15 protein-coding genes and 1 pseudogene are annotated in these 25,634 nt (G+C 67.9%); 8 read left to right on the top strand and 8 right to left on the bottom strand.

Features of this window, described 5'->3' with window-relative positions; all coding sequences use genetic code 11:
* Positions 1-127 precede the first annotated feature (127 nt).
* Positions 128-1,108: a TIGR03560 family F420-dependent LLM class oxidoreductase gene (locus ACLJPX_RS35305; RefSeq protein ID WP_410604686.1), complete on the bottom strand. Its 981-nt coding sequence runs from the start codon at positions 1,106-1,108 to the stop codon at positions 128-130.
* Positions 1,066-8,073 (bottom strand): SDR family NAD(P)-dependent oxidoreductase, encoded by a 7,008-nt coding sequence (locus ACLJPX_RS35300; protein ID WP_410604685.1) that lies wholly within the window; start codon positions 8,071-8,073, stop codon positions 1,066-1,068. Before ACLJPX_RS35300 ends, ACLJPX_RS35305 begins: the two co-directional genes overlap by 43 nt.
* A 921-nt stretch (positions 8,074-8,994) precedes the next feature.
* Here ACLJPX_RS35300 and ACLJPX_RS35295 point away from each other — a divergent pair.
* Entirely contained in the window at positions 8,995-9,180 is a 186-nt protein-coding gene (locus tag ACLJPX_RS35295) for a hypothetical protein (RefSeq protein ID WP_410604684.1), read from the top strand.
* A gap of 418 nt (positions 9,181-9,598) precedes the next feature.
* Here the strand turns inward: ACLJPX_RS35295 and ACLJPX_RS35290 are convergent, their stop codons facing one another.
* From ACLJPX_RS35290 to ACLJPX_RS35275, 4 genes and pseudogenes are all read right to left on the bottom strand, one after another.
* On the bottom strand, positions 9,599-11,266 hold the full coding sequence (locus ACLJPX_RS35290; RefSeq protein WP_410604683.1) for an aminotransferase class V-fold PLP-dependent enzyme: 1,668 nt from the start codon (positions 11,264-11,266) through the stop codon (positions 9,599-9,601).
* Between the two features lie 330 nt (positions 11,267-11,596).
* Positions 11,597-11,872, bottom strand: a pseudogene (locus ACLJPX_RS35285) (phthiocerol/phthiodiolone dimycocerosyl transferase family protein); the annotation flags it as partial.
* A 96-nt stretch (positions 11,873-11,968) separates the two neighbouring features.
* Complete coding sequence (locus ACLJPX_RS35280) at positions 11,969-12,139, bottom strand: hypothetical protein (RefSeq protein ID WP_410604682.1); 171 nt, start codon at positions 12,137-12,139, stop codon at positions 11,969-11,971.
* 238 nt (positions 12,140-12,377) lie between these two features.
* Positions 12,378-12,620 (bottom strand): hypothetical protein, encoded by a 243-nt coding sequence (locus tag ACLJPX_RS35275; protein ID WP_410604681.1) that lies wholly within the window; start codon positions 12,618-12,620, stop codon positions 12,378-12,380.
* A gap of 514 nt (positions 12,621-13,134) precedes the next feature.
* Between ACLJPX_RS35275 and ACLJPX_RS35270 the strand changes: the two genes are divergently transcribed.
* Positions 13,135-14,832 (top strand): helix-turn-helix domain-containing protein, encoded by a 1,698-nt coding sequence (locus ACLJPX_RS35270; protein WP_410604680.1) that lies wholly within the window; start codon positions 13,135-13,137, stop codon positions 14,830-14,832.
* A 273-nt stretch (positions 14,833-15,105) separates the two neighbouring features.
* On the opposite strand, the gene ACLJPX_RS35265 is transcribed toward ACLJPX_RS35270, so the two are convergent.
* Entirely contained in the window at positions 15,106-15,720 is a 615-nt protein-coding gene (locus ACLJPX_RS35265) for a TetR/AcrR family transcriptional regulator (protein ID WP_410604679.1), read from the bottom strand.
* A gap of 123 nt (positions 15,721-15,843) precedes the next feature.
* On the opposite strand from ACLJPX_RS35265, the gene ACLJPX_RS35260 reads away from it, so the two are divergent.
* Together ACLJPX_RS35260 and ACLJPX_RS35255 are read left to right on the top strand one after the other, a co-directional pair.
* Positions 15,844-16,596, top strand: coding sequence for an SDR family oxidoreductase (locus tag ACLJPX_RS35260; RefSeq protein ID WP_410604678.1), 753 nt, complete (start codon positions 15,844-15,846; stop codon positions 16,594-16,596).
* Positions 16,593-17,378 carry an SDR family oxidoreductase gene (locus ACLJPX_RS35255; RefSeq protein ID WP_101606855.1) on the top strand — a complete coding sequence of 262 codons (786 nt, stop codon included), beginning with the start codon at positions 16,593-16,595 and terminating at the stop codon, positions 17,376-17,378. The genes ACLJPX_RS35260 and ACLJPX_RS35255 overlap by 4 nt, the downstream gene beginning before the upstream one ends.
* 46 nt (positions 17,379-17,424) lie before the next feature.
* Here the strand turns inward: ACLJPX_RS35255 and ACLJPX_RS35250 are convergent, their stop codons facing one another.
* Positions 17,425-17,913, bottom strand: a complete 489-nt coding sequence (locus ACLJPX_RS35250; protein ID WP_101606856.1) for a beta-class carbonic anhydrase — start codon at positions 17,911-17,913, stop codon at positions 17,425-17,427.
* Positions 17,914-18,131: 218 nt separating this feature from the next.
* On the opposite strand from ACLJPX_RS35250, the gene ACLJPX_RS35245 reads away from it, so the two are divergent.
* The 4 genes from ACLJPX_RS35245 to ACLJPX_RS35230 all read left to right on the top strand — a co-directional run bounded on the left by ACLJPX_RS35245 (position 18,132) and on the right by ACLJPX_RS35230 (position 25,625).
* Complete coding sequence (locus ACLJPX_RS35245) at positions 18,132-18,467, top strand: hypothetical protein (RefSeq protein ID WP_410604677.1); 336 nt, start codon at positions 18,132-18,134, stop codon at positions 18,465-18,467.
* Positions 18,468-19,007: 540 nt separating this feature from the next.
* Positions 19,008-19,673, top strand: a complete 666-nt coding sequence (locus ACLJPX_RS35240; protein ID WP_410604676.1) for a LuxR C-terminal-related transcriptional regulator — start codon at positions 19,008-19,010, stop codon at positions 19,671-19,673.
* 490 nt (positions 19,674-20,163) lie between these two features.
* Positions 20,164-22,869, top strand: coding sequence for an AAA family ATPase (locus ACLJPX_RS35235; protein ID WP_410604675.1), 2,706 nt, complete (start codon positions 20,164-20,166; stop codon positions 22,867-22,869).
* A complete protein-coding gene (locus tag ACLJPX_RS35230) occupies positions 22,866-25,625 on the top strand; it encodes an AAA family ATPase (protein ID WP_410604674.1) in 2,760 nt (919 codons plus the stop codon). Before ACLJPX_RS35235 ends, ACLJPX_RS35230 begins: the two co-directional genes overlap by 4 nt.
* Positions 25,626-25,634 lie beyond the last annotated feature (9 nt).

Genomic DNA, 25,634 nt, shown 5'->3' with positions numbered 1-25,634 from the left:
GCACGTACGAATGCGCTGGAGATCCGGCAACCGCAGCTATCGCCGATCGGCTCGCGAGCGTGAACTGTTCGTTCGCATGCCCATGCCGGCCGGGAAACCCGTGAACCGGAGGCGGGATCGCGGGTGCTCAGCTTACGAAGAGCCGGGCGAACTCTTCCACCTGCGCTATGCTCGTCGGATCTTCGAAGTACACGATCAGTTCCTGTACTCCTGCTTCTTCATAGGCGGCGAGTCGCCTCTTGACCGTGTCCGCCGAGCCGACCAGACCATAAACGCCGGGATCGTCCGGGAAGACGAATTTGGACGACGGAGGCACCAGCGCCCGCGCGGCCGCATCAGTGTCTTGGATGATGCACAAGGTAGTGGCAGTACGGGAAATCGAGTCGTAATCCCGGCCGGCGTCGTCGCAATGCCTGCGCAGTACGCCGAATTTGTGCACCGCGACCTCGGGAGAGGTGACGAGGTTGCATGCGCTGCCGTATTGCGCGACGAGTCGTAGCGTCACCTTCTCGCCATTGCCGGCGATCATCAAGGGGATGGACGGCAGCTGCACGCCTTTCGGCTCGTTGACAGCGTCTCGGAGCCGGTAGAACTCGCCTTCGAACCCGGCCTGCCTTTCTGTCCACAACGCCAGGATCACCTGTACTGCCTCGCGAAGCCTGCGGGCTCGCTCGGGGCCTGTTCCGAACTCGTACCCGTACTGCGCGTGGTCCTTCTCCAGCCAACCCGCGCCGATCCCGAAGGTCAGCCGTCCGCCGGAAACGACGTCCAGAGTCGATGCCATTTTGGCCTGCAGGGCCGGATTGCGGTAGCCGTTCGCCGTGACCAGGTGGCCGATCCGTACGTTGACGGTTTCCCGTGCCAGTGCGGCGAGCATCGTCCAGGCTTCGAAGACCATGTCGAACGAAGGCTGGACCGTCGTCAGATGGTCGGGCGCGTACAAGGCGTGGAACCCGGCGTCGTCGGCGACCACGGAGATGTCGACGAGACGGGTGAATGCCTCGATCGGATCGGCGAAGCGGGCGAATTCGCGGGCGAACCCCGAAGGGAGGAAAATGCTGTATTTCATCGTGGCCCTTCCTCGAAGAACCGGATGATCTCGGGCCACAGGTCGGCCCAGGCCGCGTCCTCGTGCCGGGTGTCGTGGCCGAGGCCCGGAACGGTGACCATCTGGGCGGGTGCCACTTCCTTCTCCATTCGTTTCAGTAGTTCATCGGACTGTGCCCGGGAAATGACCGTGTCGTTGTCGCCGTGAACGATGAGCAAGGGGGCGACGACACTTTCGAGTGCCGTCAACGGCAGCCGTCGCGGCGACGCGAAATACTCCGCGGGGTCGACTTCCGAGCTCGCCGGCAGCAACGAGCCGGGGCGGTCCTGATCCGCCTTCGCGAACGAAGTCGGATCGTAGAAGCCCATCAGCAGCGCGGCGTGCCGCCACAGTGCAGGCTCCCGTTCCAGCGCCAGTAGCGAGGAGTACGCACCGCGACTGGTTCCCAGGATGTTGAGGCGTGCCGCGTCGATTTCGGGCAGCCCGGCGAGGTATCGTCCCGCAGCGACGACGTCGTCGACGTCCGCGCCGCCGATTTCGGCCAGCTTCCGGTAGCTGTCGCCGTGTCCCTTCGCGCCGCGCTGATCCACGGTGAAGACCGCGAATCCGGCGGCCAGCAGCGGCACGTGCTCGGTCATGTGCGCGTATTCGCCCTTGCTGTTCAAAGCACCTCCGTCACCGGACGTGCAGACCAGCACGGCGGGGTGTGGTCCCTCCCCGACCGGAAGACTGAGGTGGCCGTAGATCGTCAGGCCGTCGTCCGCGGTGATCTCGTGGACAGCGACGTTCGCGAGGAGTGAGGCTTCGTCCGGTTGTGCACGTTCCAGTTCGTCGACGAGCAGCCCGACGAGCACGTCGGCGCTCAAGCTGCGCTGCAGCCTGCCCGCGGGGACTGCGATGCCCAGTTGTTTCTGCGCTTGGACCCGCAGTTCGACCGCGGACAGGGAATCGACATCCACCGCCTGCTGCTCGATGATTTGCTGCTTGGTCAACCCGGTGATCTGTTCCATCAATGATATGACGTGAGGCTGGAGCATCGCGGCGCGCTCGGCAGGATTCGCTGATCGGAGGCGCTTGACCACCGGCTCTTCGTCACCGTCGTCCTCGCCGCCGTTCGCGGCATTCTCCGGAACCACCGTGCTGAACTGGGGCAGCGACGAGAGCTCCGGGTTAGCGCGGGCCCACCGCGGCCAGTCGATGTCGGCGACCGCTGCCTCACCAGGCCGGGTACGGAGCAGCACGTCCAGCTCGGCGACAAGCCGCGAAGGCGGCATGGCCACCTGGCCGTTGCGTCGCAAGATGTTGCCGACGTGGCCGCCGCGGCTGACCGCGACACCCACCTCCGCGACCATGCCCCACCCAACGCTGAGCGCGGGCAGCCCCTGCGCACGCCGATAGCGGGCGAGGCCGTTGAGCGCTTCGTTCGCGGTCGCGTAGGCGCCCGCGCCGGCCGCGCCGAGTTGTGCCGCGACTGAGGAGAACAAGACGAAGAAGTCGAGTTCGTCGGAGAGGGTCTCCTCGTGCAGGAACCAGGCGCCGTCCGCTTTCGCCTTGGTGGCTTCGACGATCCTGGCCTCGGTGGTGTTGGTGAGCACGACGTCGTCGAAATTGGCCGCGCCATGCACGATTCCGCCGAGCGGCGGCAGTTGGCGGCGTAGCCGCGAGAGCAGGGCTCGGACCTGAGAGCGGTCGCTGACGTCGGCTTTCTGGACCCGTACCCGAACACCTCGGGCGGTCAGCTCCGCGATCTCCCGTGCCGCGGCGGAGGAACTCACCCCTCGACGACCGACGAGAGCGAGATACCGGGCGCCGTTGTCGGCGAGCCAGCGAGCGACCGTGAGCCCGAGACCGCCGAGACCGCCGGTGAGCAAGTACGTGACGTCCGGCCGGATCGGTGAGCTGGGCAGGGAAGCGGCTGGTACGCGCACTGTCTGCTCCGCCATCTGGACGACGACCTTGCCGCGGTGTTCCGGGGTCGTCAGGATGCTGAAGGCGCTGGCGGTCTCGCTCGCGGCTAGTTCGGTCAGTGGCAAGGCGGCGATCGTGCCCCGGTCGAAAAGCTCCGCGGCCGCGGTCATGCACTCCCGGACCGCATGCGGTCGCAGCGCCATCATCCGGTCGTAGTCGAGCGAATGGAATGACGCGGCTCGCCGGGTCGCGGCCGCCCGAGCCGCGTGGTCGGCCGGATTCGCGGGTTTGCGCAGCTCGACGAACCGCCCGAAGGCATTCAGTGCTCGGAGACTGTGGTGGATCATGTCCGCGGGCAACGCGTTGACGATGACATCGACGCCGTCGCCGCCGGTCCACTCGAGGATGTCGTCCGCGAAGGACATGGACCTCGAATCCGCGACGCGGGTGAATCCTTCGTGGCGCAGGAAGTCCCGTCGCTGATCGCTGCCCGCGGTGACGAAGACCTCCGCGCCGAGATGGGTCGCGAGGCGTGCCGCGGCCAGCCCGACACCGCCGGCCGCCGAGTGCACCAGAACACGTTCGCCTCCCCGGACCGCAGCCAGTCGGGTCAGCGCCAGGTGGGCGACCGCCACGGGCAGGAGCGAAGCCGCTTGCGCAAGGTGAAGGCCGATCGGCTTCTTCACCACACGAATGGCTTCGAGCGTGCTGTACGAGGCGAAGAACTCTCTGCCGTGCGCGAAAACCTCGTCGCCGATACGCAAATCCTCAACCCCGTCGCCGACTCCGACGACGATGCCCGAGCACTCCACGCCGGGCATCTCCCCGGAGAAGCCGCCCTCGGTGGTCCACTGACCCGCTTGCTTGAGCACGTCCTCGAAAGTCAAGCCGACGTGAGACACCCGCAGCTCGACTTCCCCGTGCCCAGGCGGCCGCCGGACAGCCGCGACGAACCGCCGGTCTCCTACGGCGGTGCGGACCGGGGACAGCCGTACGGGTGTTTCGTCGGTGCTGACCTCGACGGAATCGAACTCCGAGCCCTCTTCCACCCGGACCATCTTCCGGACGTAACGGCCGTGTTCGCGGAGGGCGACTTCGCCGACTGTGTCAGAGCTGACTTCGGCGATCAGTGCGTCGAGTACACCGTCGTCCAGACCGTTCGGGGCGAGATCGACCAGGCGGCAATGCAGTTCCGGCAGTTCCGCGGGCACGATGCGGCCGAAACCCCATACTGCGGCACCGGATGGGCTGGCCGTGGGATCGTCGGCGGACACGCTCTGCGCGGCGGTGGTGACCAGGAACAACCGGCTCGCACCAGCGGACAACCCTTGTACGAGCCGGAGCGGCTCGGCCACCGCAGAACACAGCGGAGAAGAGATCTCCGGGCTCTCGTTGACATAGATCACGCCGCGACAGGCGGGGTTGCCGGACGCGGCGGAAACCGCGGTCTCGACCCAGTGCTCTTCGGTCACTGCCGTGCGGACGACCTCTCCGCCGAGTGCGGTGAGACCGTCGGCGAGCCGGGTCGCGGTGGCCCCCGAGCCCACGACGACCCAGCGGCCCTGACCGTCAGCGATCCGTTCGAGCGATTGTGCTTCCCACGAGTTTCGGTAGACCAGTTTCGGTGCGGGCTGGGAGGCCTCCGAGAGCCTGGCCGCTCGCAGGCCGCGGATCTCCGCGACCACTTCGCCGTCGTCGGTCACCAGGGTCAGATCGCATTCGACCACTCCCGGCTTGGTGGACTCCTTGCCCTGGCCGTGCACCCACAACCGACCCACGGGAGGCCGGAAGAATTGGAACGACTCGACATGCGTCGGCACGTAGGTGCCCAGATCTTCCTCTTCGCCGACCATATGCGCGCCGACGATGACAGCCTGCAAGGCGCCGTCGAGACGGGCAGGATGCAGCCTGTGTCCCGCCCGCTCGACGGTGTCGAGCCTGAGTTCGGCGAAGATCTCCCGTGTCTCGGCCCGCCACCACACACGATCCACGACCTGGAACGACGGGCCGTACCGCAATCCGGCCGCGGTGAGCCGCGAATAGATCTCCTCGTGGCCGAGGCTGGGCAACCCGTCGACGAGCCCGTCCGGCACAGCCGGGCGGGGCGACGGGCAGCGGGCGTTCGCCACGTGGGCACGGCGGAGTTCGGTGTGCAGAGTCCAGGTCGCGTCGTCAGGATTCGCCCGGCTGTGCATGGTGACCTGTCCCCGCTCCGGGTCGTAACCCACACGCAGCGTGGTGACCGCCGAGGACGGCAGAACCAGCGGCCGGTGGAAGACGACGTCCTCGAGTACGCACGGCTCGTCTTCGGCGAAAGCGGCCAGCGCGGCGTCGAGGTACCCGCAACCGGGAAATACGACGGCACCGGCCACCTTGTGATCTTCGAGATAGGGTAGCGCGGAAGCGGACAGTTCCACGTCGTGGACCGGAGTGACGGCGGCGACGGTTCGCCCGGCCATCCGAAGTCCGTCGGAGCCCAAGCGTCGACGGCGGGATGCGGGTGATTCGACCCAGTGGCGGTCACGCTGCCAGGGATATGTCGGCAGTGCCGGATGGGTCCTGGGGCCGGGCAGGACGTGCTGCCAATCGGGATCGGCACCGACCTCGTAGAGTTTCCCGAGCGTCTCCAGGAGCTGTTCGCGCTGCGGCCGGTCCCGGCGAAGTGAGGCGAATCTGACAGCGGCGTCCGATCGCTCGGCCAGTGCCTCGTCGATCGCCGAAGCCAGCACAGGGTGGGGCCCGACCTCCAGTACCGCGTCCGTGCCCCGGGCGAGGACCTTGCGCAACGCGACGGCGAAGCTCACCGGCTGCCGGACGTTCTGCCACCAGTAGCCCGCGTCCAGTTCGGTTCCCTTGACCTGATCACCCAGCACCGTCGAGAACAAAGGGATCTCCGCTGGACGCGGGCTCACTTTCGCCAGTGCTTCAAGCAGAGAGTCACGGATTTCGTCCATCTGCGGGCTGTGATAGGCCACCTCGACCCGCAGTTCCTCCACCGCTGCCCCCGCCGCAGCCATCGCGACGGAAACGGCCGCTACGGCCTGGCGATCACCAGCGATCGTCGTCGCATGGTTGCTGTTGATCGCCGCGATGCTCGTCCCGGTGACCAGATAGGGTGCCACCTCCTCCGCCGGCAGGGCGACCGCCGCCATCGTGCCGCGCCCGGCCAGCCGCGCCTGCAGGCTGGCTCGGTGGAAGCTGACCGTGACCGCGTCTTCGAGAGAATAGACCCCAGCGGCGTGGGCCGCGGCCACTTCTCCCACACTATGGCCCAAGACAGCTGCGGGCCGGATTCCCCAGTGCCGCCACAAAGCGGTGAGACCTACCTGGACGACAAAGTTGGCGACCTGCGCGTACAAGGTCCTGGTCAGCCGCGATTCGTCCTCCGGCCGTCGCAACTCATCCGCGATCGATAGGTCGTGGGGGGCGAGCAGAGCGTCGCAGGCGGCGACCGCCTCCGCGAAGACCGGCTCCGTCTCAAGGAGTTCCCGCCCCATGCCCCACCATTGCGGCCCCATTCCGGTGTAGACGAAAGCGATCGACGGGCGGGTGGCCCGAACCGGATCGATGCTGAGGTTCCGCAGTTTTTCTACGGCACCGGACGCGTCCCCCGCGACCACAAACGTCCTCATCGGATGGTGATCGCGGTTGCGAGAGGCCGCACGGCACACCGTCCGGAGTGCGGGGGCATCCGGTTTCTCGAGCAGCTCCGCATAGGATTCGGCCAGAGTATTCAAAGCCTCTGCACTGCGGGCGGAGAGCGGCAATAGCACCTTCGCGTCTTCGGCTGCCGTCTCGTCGCCGGTCGCGGGGGCCGGCCATTGTTCGAGGATCGCGTGCGCGTTGGTTCCGCCGAAGCCGAATGAGTTGACTGCCGCACGCCTCGGGTGTTCCTGTTCAGGAAAGGCAACCATTTCGGTAGGTACCCGGATAGGGAGCTTGCCGAACGGGATCCGGGGATTCGGCTTCTCGAAATGGAGGTTCGGCGGGATGGCACCCTGTTGCAGGCACAAGGTCCCCTTGATCACACCGGCCACCCCTGCTGCCGCCTCGGTGTGCCCGATATTCGACTTGACCGAGCCCATCCAGTGCGTCTCTGAGGATCCGCTCAGGACTTCGCCGATCGCGGTGGCCTCGACCGGATCTCCCGCCGCGGTGCCGGTGCCGTGGGCCTCGAAGTAGCCGATGGACGATGGCGCGACGTCGGCTGCCCGGCAGGCCTGCTCGATCAGCGTGCGCTGGGCCTCCACTCGCGGCACGGTGATGCCGGGAGTGCGGCCGTCCTGGTTCACCGCAGTGCCCCGCACGATCGCGTGGACGCGATCTCCGTCGCGCAGTGCCGCGGAAAGCGGCTTCAAAACGAGGATTCCCGCGCCCTCACCGCGAGCGTAGCCGTTGGCCCGGTGGTCGAAGGACTTGCAGCGGGCGTCCGGCGACAGGAACTGCCCTTTGGACATGAGGACAGTGGTGGCCGGATTCACCATGATGTTGACCCCGCCCGCCACCGCGAGGTCGCAGTCGCCGAGGGTGAGTGCGTTGCAGGCGTGGTGCAGCGCGACCAACGACGACGAGCAGGCGGTGTCGAGGGTGAAGGACGGACCCCGCCAGTCGAACGCATAGGACAACCGGGCAGCGAGCATGGTCATGCTGACCCCGGTGGCAGTGGCCGAGCTGAGCAAATGCTGGTTCGAATCGGTCAGCTGAAGAGTGGCCGCGTCGAAGGTGAACGCGCCGACATAAACCCCCACGTTCGTCCCGGCCGTCGAACTTGGCGGAATACCGGCGTTCTCCAACGATTCCCAGGTCACTTCGAGTAGCATTCGCTGTTGCGGATCCAGCGCGGCCGCCTCTCGGGGCGGCATCTCGAAGAATCCCGCGTCGAACCTGTCGATCGGAGTGTCGACGAAACCTCCCTGGCGGACGAACATCCGTCCCGGGGTCGAATGGTCCGCGTCAAAGAAATCGCTTGTCCGCCAGCGATCCGCGGGAATGTCCCCGATGGCGTCGACGCCTGACGCGATCAGCTCCCAGAAGCTGTCCGGTCCGGAAATCCCGCCAGGGAACCGGCAGCCGATACCGACGATCGCGGCCGGTTCCGAGGTCTTTCGCGAGGACACGGCATTGTGCACTGGACACCTCTTAGCGCTTGGCTCTGTTGCTTCGCTGATGCTAAGGGCCACGTGAGGAAAATACGCTTGATAGCGGTACTTCGGTCAATATTCCTATCCTGAAGCCCCTAAGGGTTCACGGCTTTCCTTGCGTGATTACGGGTTCGGGCCGGTATCGAAGCATGTCCTAGCCGGCTGCGGGGTTTCGAAGCGCGAGTTGCTCCGGATGGCGTTCCGCGCCGCTGGTCTTCGGCGCGCCCGATCGACGGCATCGGCGATAGCGATTCCCGATGACCTCTACGCGGCGAGGGCGGCGTGGTGGATGCTCGATCGGCTGGAGGCCGAAGGCCGCCTCGATCTGGTGAGCAAGGAGATCGTCGTCGGCATTCAGACCGGCACACATCGAATGCTCGCCACTCCCCGTCGGGGCCCTCCTCGCCGGAGAAGAAGCACGGTGAGAGCCCTGGTGACCGTTGTGTCCCAAGCACTGAACAACTCTCCTCGCGAAGCAGCCCGATGATGCTCTCGCCGAGGACCGCCAACCAGATCGTTCACCTCGACGGCCGGCTCCACGGGAAGGCCGCGAATCAATGATTCCCCACTTGCTCTCCGAGCCACCGGAGACCAGGGGAAACGCGCGCCAGCTGGTGGTGCTCGACAGGAAGACCCATACGGGGTAAGGGAAGTACACCAGGCTCGCCCGTGCCGTCGGCGTTCCCGTCCGTTCAGTTCACCGTGGACGGCACTGGAAGCGGGCCGAATCTGCTCGATCTGGTCATCTCCCTCGGTGACACGGGTGAACGCGGCAGATAGTCGGAGCGTCCCACCGGCAGATAATGTTGCTTCGTGCCGTCCATGCCGAAGCGCTCGGCCGTGAGGTAACCGAACGAGAGGGCATGGCGCTGCGGACCGGCTTCCGCGGTGGAGCGCATGATCGAGGAGGACTTGGCCGGGCTGGTGGACGGGGAGACTTCGCCCGACATCCAAGCTCGACCGTCCCCGCGGCCTAGTCCATTCGACATCTCCGGACTCCCCGTCGAGGGGCCCGCGCTGCGGATCGTGATGACGGTGATCAACACCTGGCGAACGTGCGCGCGCGGCGTTCCCAGCGGTTGACGCCGACGGTCGACATCGTCGAAGAGGGCTGACAACGTCGCGGAGGGCACGCTCAGCAAAGTGTTCCGGCGCAAGACGAAGCCCGCGCGCGGACTCGGCCTCGCGACGATGGCCGGGCTCCATCACGCGTCGGATCTGCCCGTCGAGTCCGCCGCCCGCTCATTGCTTCAGGAAGCCGAGACGGTGTTCGTCTTCGGGCAGTTGCCTAGCGACACCCCCACCTGTGTCGACCTTCACGACCTGCCGGCGGGAACCGAAGACTCCATCATGGGACTGGGCCGGGCACCTTCCTGGCCCAGCTCGGGTCCGAGGCGCCGCCGCTGGTCCAGCACATCCGCTCACCGGCTGAAATCCGGCTCTCCGAGACCGACGACGCCATGAGGGGCCGGCGCTGACCCGCCCGCGGCGCGCCTTGAGCTCACCGCAGGCAGACTGCGGGAAGATCGAACCAGCGCAGCTCGTCGAACCCGCCTGTCACGCAGCCCTGCTCCGGGGCGATCGCCTCCGCCGCGGCGAAGATCCGGGTCGACTCGTCGAGCTGCCGCGTCAGGACATCGCCGCCGTCTTCGGCCAAGGGGAGCCGATGCTCCCCGATATCCCACAGTTCGGCCAGCGTCACCTGAGGCTGGGTGTCGCGACGGTGCCGCCACACCCCGGAAACCGGATCGAAGTGGTAATCACCCAGCAGTTTCCAGCCCAGGGCGGCGACACGGTGCACAGCCTCGATGAGGTAGTCGACGACCTCGTCGGACATCGCGTAGTCGAAGCTCAACCGCACCCAGCCGGGTCTGATCCCGGCTCGGCCAGCCAGGATCTCCCGCTGGAGGAGCCGGGATCGGGTTTCGTCGATGTGAAGGAGCCGATGTCCGTACGGGCCCGCGCAGGAGCAGCCGCCGCGGGCCTGGATCCCGAACAGGTCGTTCAGGAGCCTTACTACGTAGTTGTAGTGGAGCTGGCTTCCGGTGGGCCCGCGGAACACCAAGGAAACGATCGCCAGCCGATCCGCTCCGGTGTCACCGAGGACCTGCAGGTTCGGGTCGGTGGACCAGGACGTCATCGCCCGGCGCAGGAAGGACTGCTCCCGGTCGTGCACGGTCTGGGCACCGATGGCCTGCTGCAGGCCGAAGGCCAGGCCCGCGCGGATCGACTCGACGACAGCGGGCGTGCCGCCTTCTTCACGATGGGCGGCGTCGGTCACGTAGTGGTGCACCGTCGAGTTGACATAGGTGACCGTTCCGCCGCCGGGTGTGCTCGGCACCCGGTTCCGCAGCAGTTCCCGGCGGACAGCCAGGACGCCCGGCGTCCCGGGACCACCGGTGAACTTGTGCGGAGACAGGAAAACGGCGTCTTTCCGTGTATGGAGTTCCCTGGCGGAGTCAGGGTTCATGTAGACCCCGCCGTGCGGTGCGGCAGCCGCGCAGTCCCAGAACGCCAGCGCTCCGTGCCGGTGCAGGAGGGCGGTGATCTGTTCGGTGTCGGTGAGGGCACCGGTCACGTTCGACGCCGCTGAGAACGAACCGATCCTCAACGGCCGCCGGGCGTAACGGATCAGCGCCTTCCGCAGCGCGGACTGTGACAGCCTCCCATCCGGGTCCTGCGGAATGGTCACCACGTCACAAAGGGACTCTCGCCAGGGTAGATCGTTCGAGTGGTGCTCGAAGGGTCCGAGGAAGACGACAGGCCGTTCGTGCGCCGGGATGGCGTCGGCCAGCCGGAGGCGGTCCTGCAGCACGGCGGGGACACGCAAGCCGAGGATGTCGATCATCTTCGCGATGGCCCCGGTGCTCCCGGATCCGGTGAAGATCACCACGGTGTCCTCGTCACCGCCGATGGCTTCACGGATCGTGCGCCGGGCTTCTTCCCGGAACAGGGTGGTCTGTGCGGCGGTGGCCGAGGAATCGTTGTGGGTGTTGGCGTACCAGGGCAACACGCGATCGCGGATGAAGTCCTCGATGAAGCTCACCGCTCGGCCGGAGGCGGTGTAGTCCGCGTAGACCATCCGACGGGGACCGTACGGGCCGGGCATCATCAGGTTCGAGCCGATGATCGATTCCTGTACTCGCTTCAGTAGTAGGTCGTCCTTCACGGCCGCCAGTATGTTGCCTCCAGGCGTTGCGGAGTGACAGAAAAAGGGGCCGACTTGCCCGACAAAGGCGCAGGCACGGTGGACGAGGTGTTCAGTGGGCCACCACGAGCGCAGAGTGGCTTCGACCGCTGCCATGACCGCACCGATTTCCGCTGATTGTGGAAAGCGCTGTCGTACAATCAGATCGAGGGGCGAGCCGTCCGCTCGTCGTCGACAGCACGGGTTTCCGCATGTCACCGGTGCCGGCACCGTGATCGTCGTGGGGCGGGGGAGTCCGCAGGTCCGGCAAGGCGCGCTGAAGTTCTTCGCGTTCGAGGGGGTACGCAGTTCCGCGGCGACATGAAGGCCGGCTTTGAGCGTGTCGTCGTCGGCGACGACCGGGACGATGACGCTGTACGGAAGGATTCCGTACAGTTGCGCGTCCGCGCCGGGCGGGGAGGCGAGCCGTTCGTGGAAGTCCACCGGGATGCGGAAGAAGACCGGCAGCGGACTGTCGGCTTCGGGAGACCTTGCCCGCACCGCTCCACCCACCAGATCCGTGAGCGAAATCCCGTTGTCGTGGGCGAACGCGACGACGTCGGCTGTCGGGGCGGGTTCGAGTTCGGGGTGGTGTGCGCCGAAGCCGGACGCGGCGCCGCGGGCGGGGTTTCACCGCACAGCAGAGTGGTGTGAATCCCCGCAGAGCGTGCAGCAGGTTCCGCATCAGGCGCCCGTCGGAAAGGCGTGGTCGACGGCGAGGGTCAGGACCGTCGTGTCGGCCGTTTTGTGCAGCGACAACCGGCTGACGGTGCCGTCCGCGAGCCGCTGGAATACATCGTCGTCGAAGGTGTCCGCTCCGGCGGCAATCGTCGGCAGGGCGTCCCGCAGCCTCAAGCGGAAGCCGTCCGGGCCACCGAGACAAAGCCACTCTCAGCGAGCAGCCTGCCAAGAGTCGCCGCCTGACTCAGATATCGCGGGTGTTCGCTCGGTGCGGGACCGCACAGTACAGTGATGGGCTTTTCGTGAGACTTCCTCCTGAGCCATTCTGCCGTCGGCGCCGACGGTTCGTGGAACTCCGGGTTGGCCAGGAGACGCGGTACGGGAGTGATGCGAACGCCGGAATTTCTGTACGTCATCGCTTTTCTGGTGGCCGTCCGGCCATTGTGGACCGGTCGGCCGGGTCGAGGCCGAGCATCGCGAGCAGGCCGGTACGTTCTTCCTCGTTCTGGACGAGCCGCCAGACGGTCCGGGTCGCGCGTGCGCGGATCTCCTCGTCAGGGGCTTCCGTCGACACTTCGCCGTTGGTACCCGGAAGCCGGTAGACCGGTGCCCGGCGGCGTGTGGTCGACAAGGACAGGTGCGGTGTTTTCACCATGGACAAGTCCTCGCTTGTGACGGTACTCGGTCTCTGGATGGAGACGGCACTACCCGAATCGAGTGATCCGTCTCCGGACGGGATTGTACGAGCGATTCCGCGCCTGAAACCTTTTCCTGAGGGGAATATGTCCATTCGGGAATGAACGCGGGACAAGCGGGCAAGGTCCAGTCTGCGGCCGCCGTCGTCCGGGCGAGGACCATGGGCAACCCGGTGACCGAACCTCGGGTGGTGATCCTTTGGAGTGCATCGACGGTTGTATCGTTGCTGTAACGGTTTGTGGCCGATGGTGGCGTGACATGTGGGTCAAGGGAGGTGCGCAGGCTGAGTGGCTGGTGCGGGAGCGTTTTACTGGGCGTGAATGGTGTGCTGAGACGAGTGATATGGCGTGGGAAGCCGGCGGCTTCGATCCGGGTCGCTTCGAAGTCCACGTTAGTGGTGAACGAGTGGTCGGTACTCTAGACGGCTACCAAGGACTGCTGCCCTCGGCGAGTTTCGTTAAAGGGGAGTCCGGGTGGTGCCGCCTTCTGCAGAGATCCACGTCGTGAGATCGATGCTTGAGCTTGCAGCGGTCGTCAGGGTGCCTCCGGATGCCGCGACCGCCGAGCGTTCCGATGTTCTCGTTGACCGCGTTGGCGTCAGCTCCGATCTCGAAGAACGCACTTCCGCGGTCGCGGTAGGGCAAGATACGGGCATGACCGTTGTGGTGGAGCCCGTCGTCACTCGCGAGAAGCTGCTGGCGCTTCTCGCCGAGGAACATGAGCAGTCTGTCCTGGACTACAAGACGACGCTCAACCTTGGCAAGGGACATACTCAGGATCTCGTGGAGCTCGCCAAGGACGTCGCCGCCTTGCGTGCCGAGGAGGCCGGCGGCTACATCGTCGTGGGGGCGGATAACTACGGGAAGCCGATGCCTGGGCTTACACCGGACCTGACTCGTCACTTTGATGAAGCCGTCTTGCGTCCCAAACTGGATAAGTACCTGGACTCGGCGGGATTGCGCAGCGCGGTCCACGAGGTCGCCGGCCACCAGGTGGCACTGATCTACGTACCCACGGCCGAAACTGGATGGTGTGTCTTTCGTGCGCCGGGTGAGTATGAGGTCGACAGCAAGAAACACTACGTCTTCCGTGTCGGCGATGTGTTCGTCCGGCACGGCACCAGCAGTGAACGCTGGACCGACGCGGATGTTGACCGCCTGATCAAGCAGGTCGTCGACCGTCGTAAGGACGACTGGCGTCGAGAACTTTCCGCCGAGTTTACAGAACATGCCCGCCTAAATAAGGCTGTGCGAGATTTGCGGGATCAGTCCACGACAGCGATCACCTGGCGTATGGACGCCGAGACCTTCGACGAGCTGGTCATCGAACTGCTGCGCCAGCAGGACGACATCCCGCTGCGGCATCTGCTTGACCAGGCTGGGCGCGACTCCGCTCCCTTGATTGCCGGCGACGACCTCGACGAATTCGGCCAACTCCTCAACCGGGTCACCACGATCGCCGCAACGGCACTGCACCATCAACGCGCCACCTGGTTCACCCAGGCGATCGCCACCCTCCAGCTCATCTACGAAAGCGGTCTCGACGAACACGGCAACACGCGCGGCACGACATCAGCCCGCTTGTGGTACGCCGTCATCATCAGGGTCTACGCCCTAGGAGCTCTAGCGGTACGCGAGAAGAACTGGGCAGCAGTTCGAGCGCTGGCCGAACCACGTCCCACAGGGCAGGCGTTCAGGGTGTATGGCAGCTGGCTCCGCCACGCGCTGACGATGGCCGCACGAGCAGGGATGTTCGAGTCAGAGGAGAAGGCGGGACTTCTGGCCAGCGCGCACAACGTCATTCGCGACAATGCCGCGTTGCGACCGGATCGCTCAGCGGACGACAGTCAGATTCTGGACAGCCTGATCCAGTTCGACGTCTACGGAGCGTTGGTCGTGATCGGTCTGCGCGGTAGCGCCGATGACAGCAACTTCTACACGAACTTCGCTCGCTACTACTCCCAGCGCAGCGCCCCGGCGTTCGTCGCGATGGTCACCGACCCCAGTGTGCGCGCAGCCCTGTTCGATGGTGATGACAGGCTCCTCGCTGATGCCGTCCTAGCCCTTGTCAACCAGGCTCAGAGGGAAATTTTTCAATACCACGGTTGGATGGGGCTCGATGAACCAGCCGTCACTGACTTCGTAAATAGGCACCGCGCGGACACCACCTAGCGGAAACCGGCGGGTGTGTCAAACGAGTCGCCGCGGTCGCGGCCCTCCTTCGCTGGGACACGGTGATCGTCGGTTCGGCGGCGTTTTCCGGGGCGTTCGGAGCACTGTCGGCCATCTGGATGCCCTTCGCTCGGCGCTGCTGCGGCGATGCAGTCCGGGCAAGTTAACAACCGCTTAGTATGTGGTCAACGTCTCAGCGGGTATTTCTCGATACCGACCGGTTGGTATGTCACTCTGGTGGCGGTATCGCCGACGGAGGTCGATCAATACTGGTCAGGAGAGTTTCGTGCCGAGCATGCGGAGCACCAGCTCGCTGTACTCCTGGCCCAGCTTCTTCGGTGTCTGGCGGGCGCGGTCGCTGTACCAGCGGGAGACGTCGACGCCGAGCGAGAGCACGGCGCGGGCGGCGGTGTGCGGGTCGCCGACGGTGAACACGCCCGTCCGCGCGCCCTCGGTGATGACCTCGCGCACGATCTGCTCGATGCGGCGGCGCAGTTTCGCGACGATCTCGAACTCCTCGTCCGGGAGCGCGTGCAGTTCGTACTGCACGACGCGCGCCACGGTGTGCCGCCGCGCGTGCCACGCCACGAAGTCCTCGACCAGCAGCCGGATCCGTTCGACGGGGTCGGTCTCGCGGGCCACGACGCTCTCGACCAGCGAGAGCGTCTGCTCGTGGCCGTATTTGGAGATCGCGAACAGTAGCGCGGCCTTGGACGGGAAGTGGACGTACAGCGCCGCGGGGCTCATTCCCGCCGCCGAGGCGATGTCCCGGGTGGTGGTCGCGTGATAACCGCGCCGGGCGAAGGATTCGACCCCGGCCAGCATCAGCCGTCGTGCCGTCTCCGGCTGGACGTCGGGCCACAGTTCGGCCGACAGCGACATGGTCATCCGCGAATCCTCCCAGACGCTCGTACCGGATGGTGGGCTTGACACCACCTCCGGCCCTTCCCATTGTAAGTGAGCGCTCGCTTAGTGACTGCGCTCGTCGGTGAACACAGAGGAGATCGAAGAGTGAACTCGTTCAAGGATCGCGTCGCGATCGTCACCGGCGCCAGCCGGGGTATCGGCCTCGGGATCGCCAAGGACCTGGTCGAGCGCGGCGCGAAGGTGTGCATCACCGCGCGCAAGCCGGAACCGCTGGCCGAGGCCGTCGCCGAACTGGGCGGGGAAGCCGTCGCCATCGCCGTCCCCGGCAAGGCCGACGACACCGCGCACCAGGACGAGGCCGTCGCCAAGACGATCGAGGCCTTCGGGCGGCTGGACATGCTGGTCAACAACACCGGCATCAACCCCGTCTTCGGGCCCACCCTGGACATCGAACCGGAAGCCGCGGCGAAGATCTTCGCCGTGAACGTGCTCGCACCGCTGTCGTGGACCCGCCGGGCGCGCGACGCGTGGATGGGGGAGCACGGCGGCGCGGTGGTGAACGTCGCGTCGGTCGCCGGACTCGGCGCGTCTCCGGGGATCGGCATGTACGGCGTCAGCAAGGCCGCGCTGATCCGCCTCACCAAGGAGCTCGGCTTCGAGCTGGGGCCGAAGATCCGGGTGAACGCCGTCGCGCCCGCCGTGGTCAAGACCAAGTTCGCGACCGCGCTGTACGAGGGCCGGGAAGAAGAGGTCTCCGAGTCGTACCCGATGAAGCGGCTCGGGGTGCCGGCGGACATCGCGAGCGCGGTGTCGTTCCTGCTCTCGGACGAAGCGGGCTGGATCACCGGGCAGACGGTCGTCCTCGACGGCGGCGTGACCCTGGCGGGTGGCCTGTGACCGCGTCGTTCGCCGGAGCGGGTGTCGTCGTCACCGGTGGAGGCGGCGGTATCGGCTCCGTGCTCGCCCGCCGGTTCGCCGCGGAGGGGGCCAGGGTCGTCGTCGGCGACCTGAACGGGGACGCCGCGGCCGAAGTCGCGAAGGAGATCGGCGGAACCGCCGTCGCCGGGGACGCCGCGAGCGAAGCGGGTGTCGCGTCGCTGATCGAGACGGCCCGCGAAACCCTCGGCGAGGTCGATGTCTTCTGTGCCAACGCCGGGATCGCGCCGATGGGCGGCGTGGACGCGCCGGAGGAGGAGTGGGCGCGGATCTGGGACGTCAACGTGATGGCGCACGTGCGCGCGGCACGGCTGTTGCTGCCGCCGTGGCTCGAGCGCGGCCGGGGGCACTTCATTTCGACGGTGTCGGCGGCGGGATTGCTGACCACCCTCGGTTCGGCCTCGTACTCGGTGACCAAACACGGCGCGCTCGCCTTCGCCGAATGGCTGTCGGCCACCTACCGGCATCGCGGCCTCACCGTGCAGGCGATCTGCCCGCAAGGCGTGCGGACGGCGATGCTGGAGAACACCGGCCCGGCGGGCGAACTGCTCATGGGCGCGTCGGCGATCCAGCCGGAGCAGGTCGCGGACGCGTTGTTCGAGGCCATCGCCGACGAACGTTTCCTGGTCCTGCCGCACCCCGAGGTCGCGGATTACTACGCCGCGCGTGCCACGCAGACCGACCGCTGGCTCGGCGGGATGAACAAACTGCAGCGCAAGGTGGAGCAGGTCATCGGCGAATGACCGGAACGGGCCGCGACCGTGCGCGCGGTCGCGGCCCGCGCCCCGGTCAGGCGACCTCGTTCAGTTTTCCGGTGGCGACATCGAAGACGAAGCCGCGGACGGAATCCTTCTCGGGGATGAACGGGCTGTTCTTGATGCGCGCGATCGACTGACGCACGTCGGCGTCGAGGTCACCGAAGGCTTCGGCGGCCCAGGACGGTTTGACGCCGACGTCCTCCTGGATGGATTTCTTGAAGCCGTCGTCGGTGAAGGTCAGCATTCCGCAGTCGGTGTGGTGGATGAGGATGATTTCCCGCGTGCCGAGCAGGCGCTGGCTGATCGCGAGAGAACGGATTTCGTCCTCGGTGACGACGCCGCCCGCGTTGCGGATGACGTGCGCTTCGCCTTCCTGAAGGCCGAGGACGCCGTAAACGTTGATTCGGGCGTCCATACACGCGAGCACGGCGACCTGCTTGGCGGGTGGCAAGGGAAGCGGCCCGGAAAAGCGCGAGGCGTAGTCGGCGTTGTTGGCCAGGAGTTCGTCGGTGACGGACATGGTGATCCCTTCCGATCGGAGTACCGACGAGTGGACCGTTGGGATGCACGCATGCGCAACCGTGCCCATGAGCTGGGACCGGGATCGGCTGATCAGGTGGGTGAACCAAGCCGGGGTGCTCCGGGTTTCGAACGGGGACCTTCGGCCGGGAAGGTTGATCTTCGCCTGGGATTCGGCCACTGTAGGCGTGGGGTCTTGCTCGCGGTAAGGAAAACTCAATGAACAAGCGCTTCGTGGTCCGTGGGGCCGTTCTCGCCGCGACCCTCGCGGGCTCCGTGCTCACCGGGGGAACGGCGATGGCGAGCACCGCGGAACCGTGCGCCGCCGGGGCGTCGGGTGACGTCGCGGCGGCTTCCTGCACGCCGTACCGCAAGCAGAGTGAAGGCTGGAGCAGCAAAACCTCCTGTAACCGCGCCGGGAACGAGGGCGCGCAGGCGATGCGCTGGACCGGCTGGAACTGCAGCCAGGCGCTGGCGGGCTGGGAGCTGTGGGTGCGCACCTGCACCGCGCTGGCCGCCGAGAAGGACGCGGTGACCACGCGCGAAACGGTCTGATCCGCGCAGGGCTGTCCCGGGTGTGAAACATCCGGGACAGCCCTGTCACTTTTTCGGTGTCCACAGTGGACGGCCAGGTTTCGGTCAAGCGATCGCTTCTGCGCCGAATGCCGATTCGGTCGATCGACAGGTGAGGACGGCGGTGTGCCGATCACCGGGCACCCTCTTCGTGAATCCGCTCCGACGACGGCGCAAAGACGCCGAGATCCACCTTAAATCAATGTTAAGGACCGGCGGATTCGGTGCTATCTTGACTGGGCGAAACGCGAGAAGTTCTTCACTCGGAATTCGCCTCGCATCCCTCGTGGTGCGGGCTCGCCGCGGGGGTTCGGTCACCGAATCCGCCGCTGAGCTGAGGATTCTCCCGCGGGGCCGCCGATACCGAACCTTCGGTACGGCCTGTCCGCACGGTGGGTTCGGTGGCCACGAACTGCTGCGGAATTCGTTGACCCCGTCGAGAGCCGGTTCGTAGTGTTTGCCGAGTCTTGGGCAGGGACGGCTTTGGTGGACACGAATGGCTCAGGCAGAAGGGGGCTTTCCATGGCCGGCATCCGAACGATTTCCCCGATCGGCAAGTGGGCTTTCGACGCGGGTCGTACCGCGCGGCCCGGAATCATCAGTGAATTCGTGGAAGTCGCCGACATGCCACTGGCGGCGCTCAGTGCCGGGCTGCGGCTCGGTGGTGGCAACGCCGCCTTCTTCAGGCTGCTCGGCCGTCGTCCCGCCGACGTGCTCGGTGAATCGTTCCCCGAGCTCGTCACCACCGGTCCCGACCATCTGCGTGACCGGCTGAACCGGGTCGCCGAAGGCTGGGAGCAGCGGTTTCGCGGCAGCGTGACCGGGCTCGGATCCGGCGGTGCCGACCGGCTGACCATCGTGGCGGGCCGGATGCGGGCGCCGGGTACGGCGATCCTGCTGACCGTGCTCCCGGAGGCGGGGCCCGCCGCGGCCCGCGCCGAGCAGCTGAGCTCGGTCAACGACATCGAGGCGAAGATCCTCCAGGGCATCGCAAGCGGCTTGTCCAGCCTGGAGATGGCCGACAAGTACTACCTGAGCCGCCAGGGCATCGACTACCACGTCGCCCGCTTGCAGCGGAAGTTCAAGGCGCGCAACCGGGTCGAACTGGTTTCGCGCGCCTTCGCCACCGGGCTGCTCGACTCGACGGCGTGGCCGCCGCGGGTGCCGGAGTCCCGTCGCGCGAGCTGACCGCCCGGATCTGACGGATGGATGGCCGCCGCGTGACGTACTCGTGCGATTACGGTGCGGTCCCAGTGAACGGTCCGGGCTCAGCCCCTGCTCACCGTCGTATTTCGGAAGAATTCGTAATGATCTTCGAGGCATGTTCGCTCATCTGAGCAGCGCGGCCGACCGGAGCGGACGCCGGGTGGCCTGCTGGGGTAAACCTGGATGTCATGGGTCGTTCACGGTTCATTCCCTGGAGCGCGGTCTTCTGTCACACTTCGTCCCACCAGGCTCACGTGTGGTGCCGCGTCGAGTGTGGCCGCGTTGCCCTCGGAATCGCGCGCTCTCCGACTTCGCGCTCATTTGAGCGGCACGCATCCCCGTAGCGAGGGATAACCCTCGCCGGGGTTGGCCGGTCTATTCGGTAAGACGATCACACGATGAGATGGAAGCACGTAAGCGTTTGTTCGCTCTGTGTGACGGCAGCGACCCGATGGGACGACAGGAGGCGGAGATGGTGGACGCCAACAGACCCGGGCGCACGCTGGCCGGACGTGACGACGAGCTGCGCCGGCTCGCCGCGCGGCTGAGTCCCGGTGCGCCTGGTCAAGGCTCCGTCATCGTCGTGCGAGGGCAGTCGGGTATCGGCAAGTCCAGCCTGCTGGACACCGCGCTGGCCGCTCTCACGGACACCGTCGTCTGCCGGGGCGCCGGTGTGCCGGGTGAAGGGGCCGCGGCCTCCCGGGAACTGCTCGCGAGACTGCGCCGGGCCGGTGCGCCGGTCTCGGATCCGGACGACTTCGCCGCCTGGTACGAGGGATTCGCGGCTTGGGCGGGCGGGCAGCCCGCGATCGTGCTCGCCGTCGACGACGTGCAGTGGTGTGATGAACCGACGTTGCGATGGCTGAGCCTCATCGCCCGCCACGCGACGCGGCTGCCGGTGCGGATGATCCTGGTCCGGTCGGCCGCCGACGGCCCGGACGGTGTGGCGGAACGGTTGGCGGACCTCGAATCCTGGTACGGCACCGAGGTGCTCGACCTCGGTCCGCTGCCCGCGGAGGCTGTCGCCTCGCTGGCGCGCGAGGCCGTCGGATCGGAGCCTGGGGAAGCGTTCGTGCGGCACTGCGTCGAGCAGTCCGGCGGGAATCCCTTGCTGCTGCGGGAGATGCTCGACGAACTGGGCAAGGTCGCGGCGGGTGTCGCGCCGGTGGCCGGTTCCGCGGCGGGAGCCGCGCTGATCCACTCCCTGTTCACCGGCATCCCGGACTACGCCCGGTCGGTCGCCACCGCCATCGCGGTACTCGGCGGGCAGGACCTGTCCCTGGTGGCGCGGCTGGCCAAGGTGCCGGCCCGTACCGCCGGAACCGCCGTCGACCTGCTGCGGAGCCAGCACATCCTTGCGCAGGAAGGGTTTTCCTTCCGGCACGACCCGGTGCGGGAAGGGCTGCTCGACGCTCTCGATCCCGCCGAGCTCGGCCGGTGGCGGCGTACCGCGGCGATTCTGCTGAGCGACGCGGCCGGGTCACCGGAAGAAGTGGCCGAGCACCTGCTCGAACTCGGCGAGCTGGACTCGTGGATGGTCGACCTGCTGAGGGACGCCGCGAGCTGCGCCTGCGACCGGGGCGCGCCGTGGGACGCGCTGCGCTATCTCCGGCCCGCCGCGGCGGCGAGGCCTTCCGACGCGGGCCTGGCCGTTCAGCTCGCCGAGACGGTCGCCTTGCTGGAACCGGACAGCGGCTTCGACCTCCTGCGCCGCGCGCTCGAACTGCAACAGGATCCCTCCGACCGCGCCAGGGCCGCGGTGAAGCTGGGCCGTGCGGCGCTCGTCGCCCGCCGCTGCGGGACCGCCGTCACCGTGCTGGACCGGGTGCTGACCGTCCTCGGTGGCGAGGTGGACCAGCAATTGCGGATCCATCTCGAAGGGCTGTTGTGCCTGGTGGGCATCGAAGATCGCGACAGCCTGCCGAAGCTCGACACCCGGATCCAGCCCCGGACCGGCGACGGCCCGGAAGCCGTCGTCGACGCCAGGCATCTGGCCGTGTGCGCCGTCGTCGCCGCACTCGACGGCACCCGGCCGCGCGAGGCCGCCGAATGGGCGATGCGCGCGATCCGCGGGTACACCCCGACCACCGACGACTCGGCCGTCAGCTCCGCCGTCCTGGCGCTCTTGCTGACCGACGAGGTCGACGTCGCCAGGAACGAACTGACCAGGGCCATCGAACTCGTCCCGGCCCAGCGCAGCGAGTACCTCGCTTTCCGCGGCCTGCTCGGGCATTGGTGCGGCGATCTCGCCACCGCGGCCGCCGACGCCGGACAGGCCTACGCGCTCAGCCGCCGTGCCGAAGGGCGCACCGGCGGGGTGGTCCCGCGCATCGCGCTCGCCACCGTCGCGGCCCAGCAGGGCGATACCTCGAAGGCGATGAAGTTGTTGCGGGAAGCGGATTCCCCGCAGTTGTGGGATCACACGGTGATGCGCCCGTGGTTCCAGCTCGTCGACGCACGGGTGCACTGGGCGGCGGGGGATCGAGAGGCGGCGCTGAAGCTGTTCCATCGCTGCGGCGAGAGTCTCGCCGACGTCGGCATCGCCAACCCGCTGCTGGCACCGTGGTGGTTCGAGGGCGCCTGCCTGCTGGCGGGCGAGGGGGAATTCGAGGCCGCGGCGGAACTCGCGGCCGAAGGTGCCGAGCCGGCGGCGCGGTGGGGCACCCCGCGAGCGGTCGGGATGTCCCGGCTCGCGACCGCGGTCGCCACCCGCGGACCGGACCGGATCGCGCTGATCGAAGAGGCTGCGGGCATTCTCGCCGGGTCTCCCGCCCGGCTTGAGGAAGCACTGGCGGAGTTCCACCTCGGCCACGCGCTCGTCGAAGCGGGGGACACGGCCGCCGCGCGCGTCCGCCTGCGACGCTGTGTCGAGCTGAGTTTGCGGACAGGGGACCGTTTTCTGCTCCGCCGGGCCCAGCGGACCGCCGCCGAGGCCGGTATCCCGAGCGAGGTCTCCCCGCTCGATTCGCTGAGCCCGGCCGAACGGCACATCGCCCGGCTCGCCGGTCGCGGGATCAGCAACCGGGTCATCGCGGAACGCCTCTTCGTCACCGTCCGGACCATCGAAACGCATCTGACGAGCGTGTACCGCAAGCTGCGGATCACCGGGCGGGGCGAGCTGGCCGTGATCGTCGGCCACGTCGACGACCGTCCCGTGCTGCTCGAAGGTGCCCGGTGAGCGCCGTCCGGCGGCTCGAAGCCGACGGCGCGGACGAACTCGTCGAGCGCGAAACCGAACTGCGCCTGCTCACCCGCCTGGTCGGGGATCTCGAACTCGGCCACGGCGGTTCCGCGCTCGTGCTCGGTCCGGCGGGCAGCGGGCGGACGGCGCTGCTGGACCAGGTCGCGTCGCTGGCCACCGAGCGGGGGCTGCAGGTGTTCACCGCGCGCGGATCGGCCACCGAGGCCGAGCTGCCGTATGGGCTGCTTTCCCAGCTGCTCGCCTCGATCCCGGAACTCGCGGACGTCCCGTGGCTGCACGCCGCGCTTTCGGACGGCACCGACGTGCAGGTCCTGCACGAACTGCTCTGCCAGCGGCTCCTGGAATCGGCCCGGCGCCGCCCGGTCCTGCTGGTCGTCGACGACCTGATCCTGGCCGACGAACAGTCCGAGGCCTGGCTGGCCGCGTTGCAGCGACGCCGGGGGAGCGACCCGGTGCTGCTCATCGCCGCGCATTCCGGCCCGCAGGACGCCGACGGCGACGGCGCGGATCCGCTGTGCCTCGGCGGTCTTCCCTGGGAGAACCGGCATGTCGTGCGGTTGCGGCCGTTGAGCGAGGCGGCCGTCCGGCGGCTGGTGCACGCGGTCCCGGCGCCGCGTCCGCCGGTGGCCGAGGTCTACGCGGCCACACGCGGAAACCCAGCCCTGCTCGCGGAAGTGCTCGCCCGGTCGGCCGCCGGGCCGGGGCCCGGCGCGGAGATCACCGCGATCACCGCGGACGTGCGCCGCGACACCGTGCTCGACCTGCTCGCCCGGCTGCCGTCCGATCTCGCCGCGCTGGTGCGGACGATCGCCGCGATCGGCACCCTCGACGAGGCCTACCTGCGCCCGCTCGCCGCCCCGCTCGGGATGCCGCTGAACCGGGCGCTGCGGGTGCTGGCGGACTCCGGCCTGATCGGGACCGATCCCGCCGAGCCGATGAACCCCCAGGTGGCCACCTGGGTGCTGGCCGCGACCGGCGCGGAGGAGCGGGCGGGGACGCGACGGCGGGCCGCCGAGCTCGGGCATCGCCGGGCCGCCCCGGAGGAAGACGTCGCCGGGCTGCTGCTCGGTTCGCAGCCGGTCGGCGAGGCTTGGGCGCTGGAGACCCTGCACGCGGCCGCGTTGCGCCGTCGCGAAGCCGGGGACCACACCGAAGCGGCCCGGTACTACCGGCGGGCGCTCGCCGAACCCGCGCCGCCCGGGACGTCGGCGCGGTTGCGGTTGGAACTGGAGACGGTCGAGGCGTCGTCGTGCCCGTTCACCGGCGGGTTGCGGCTGGCCAGGGCGACCCGGGTCTCCGACGGCGACGACACCGTCCGAACGCGACTGTCCGCTGTGGACTTGATGATGCAGCGAGGGGCCAGGGACGACGCGCTGCGCGAGCTGGCCGTGTTGAGCGAGGCCGTGGCCGACGACCGGGATCGCGCGGATCTGACGGCGTTGCACTGGCTGGCCGAAGGGACCGGCGCGGGTGCCGTCCTCCTCGGCATCCCGGCCTTGACGGACCTGGACCCGGCATCGCTGACGCCCGCGCAGACGGCGGCCGCGTCCTGGCTGGCGACGACGGCGTGCCGCGACGGGCGGGTGGCCCGCAGGCTGGCCCGGCGCGCGGCGGATCCGTCGAACGAGCCCATGACCCTCTACTCGCCGCGGCTGGCGCTGGCCATCACCTTCACCCAGACCGACGACGTCCTGGAAGCGCTTTCCGTCTACGAGGAAGTGATCGCGGACGCGAGCGCAGCCGGGGCGGGCGTGCCGGTGGCGCTGGGCCTCACCGGCCAGGCCTGGATCCACCTGCAACGCGGTCGCGTGCAGGCCGCGGAGGAGGCGCTCGCCAAGGCCACCGCGTCCGGTCCGCCGGACGGCTGGCCGCCGACGGTCACCGCGTCGCTGAGCACGATCGCGATCGCGGCGGGGCTCACCCGCGGCGATCTCGAGGCCGCCCAGCGCGCGGTCGATGCGGCCGTCGACGGCGGGCCGCTGTACTCCACGCCGTATCTGCTCTTCATGCGCGGGTTGCTGGAACTGGACCTGAAACGCCATCGGCGGGCACTGGGGCTGTTCCAGGAATGCGGCAGGCGGATGAACGCGATCGGCTGGCAGAACCCCGGTCTGGTGCCGTGGCGTTCGCATGTCGCCATCGCGGCGCAGGCGCTCGGCGACGAGCACACCGCCGCCGCGATGATCAGCGAGGAATGGCGGCTGGCGCAGGATTGGGGCACGCGCACCGCGATCGGCCGGACCCATCTGGGCGCGGGTGTCGCGGTGCGGTCCGAGGACGCGGTGTTCCGGCTGACACAGGCCGTCAACGCGCTCCAGCAGTCGCCTGCCAGGGTGCTCTACGTCGAGGCGGTGCTGCTGCTCGCGGCCGCGCAGATCAACCGGGGCCAGACCAGCGGCGTGCCGCGCCTGCTGCGCGAGGCCGAGCGGCTGGCCACCGCGTACCAGCTCGCGTGGGCGACCTCCCGCATCGCCGACCTCGGGAAACGGCTGTCCGACCGGCCGCGGCGGTCCTATCGCACGGCGTCCCGGCGCTGGCGGGCGCTCTCGCCCGCCGCGACCGACCTCGTCCGCCGCGTGCTCGCGAACGCCTCCAACGCCGACCTGGCGGAGGAGCTGGGCGTGAGCAAACGCGCCGTCGAGCTCCGGCTCACCGCGATCTACCGGCAGCTCGAGGTGACCGGGCGGGCCGAGCTGCGGGAGCTGTTCGACGCGCTGGACAAGGAGCTCTGATCCGTCGTC

The sequence above is a fragment of the Amycolatopsis sp. lyj-90 genome (assembly GCF_046549035.1).
Classification (GTDB): domain Bacteria; phylum Actinomycetota; class Actinomycetes; order Mycobacteriales; family Pseudonocardiaceae; genus Amycolatopsis.
This window is presented reverse-complemented; position numbering and strand designations above follow the sequence as displayed.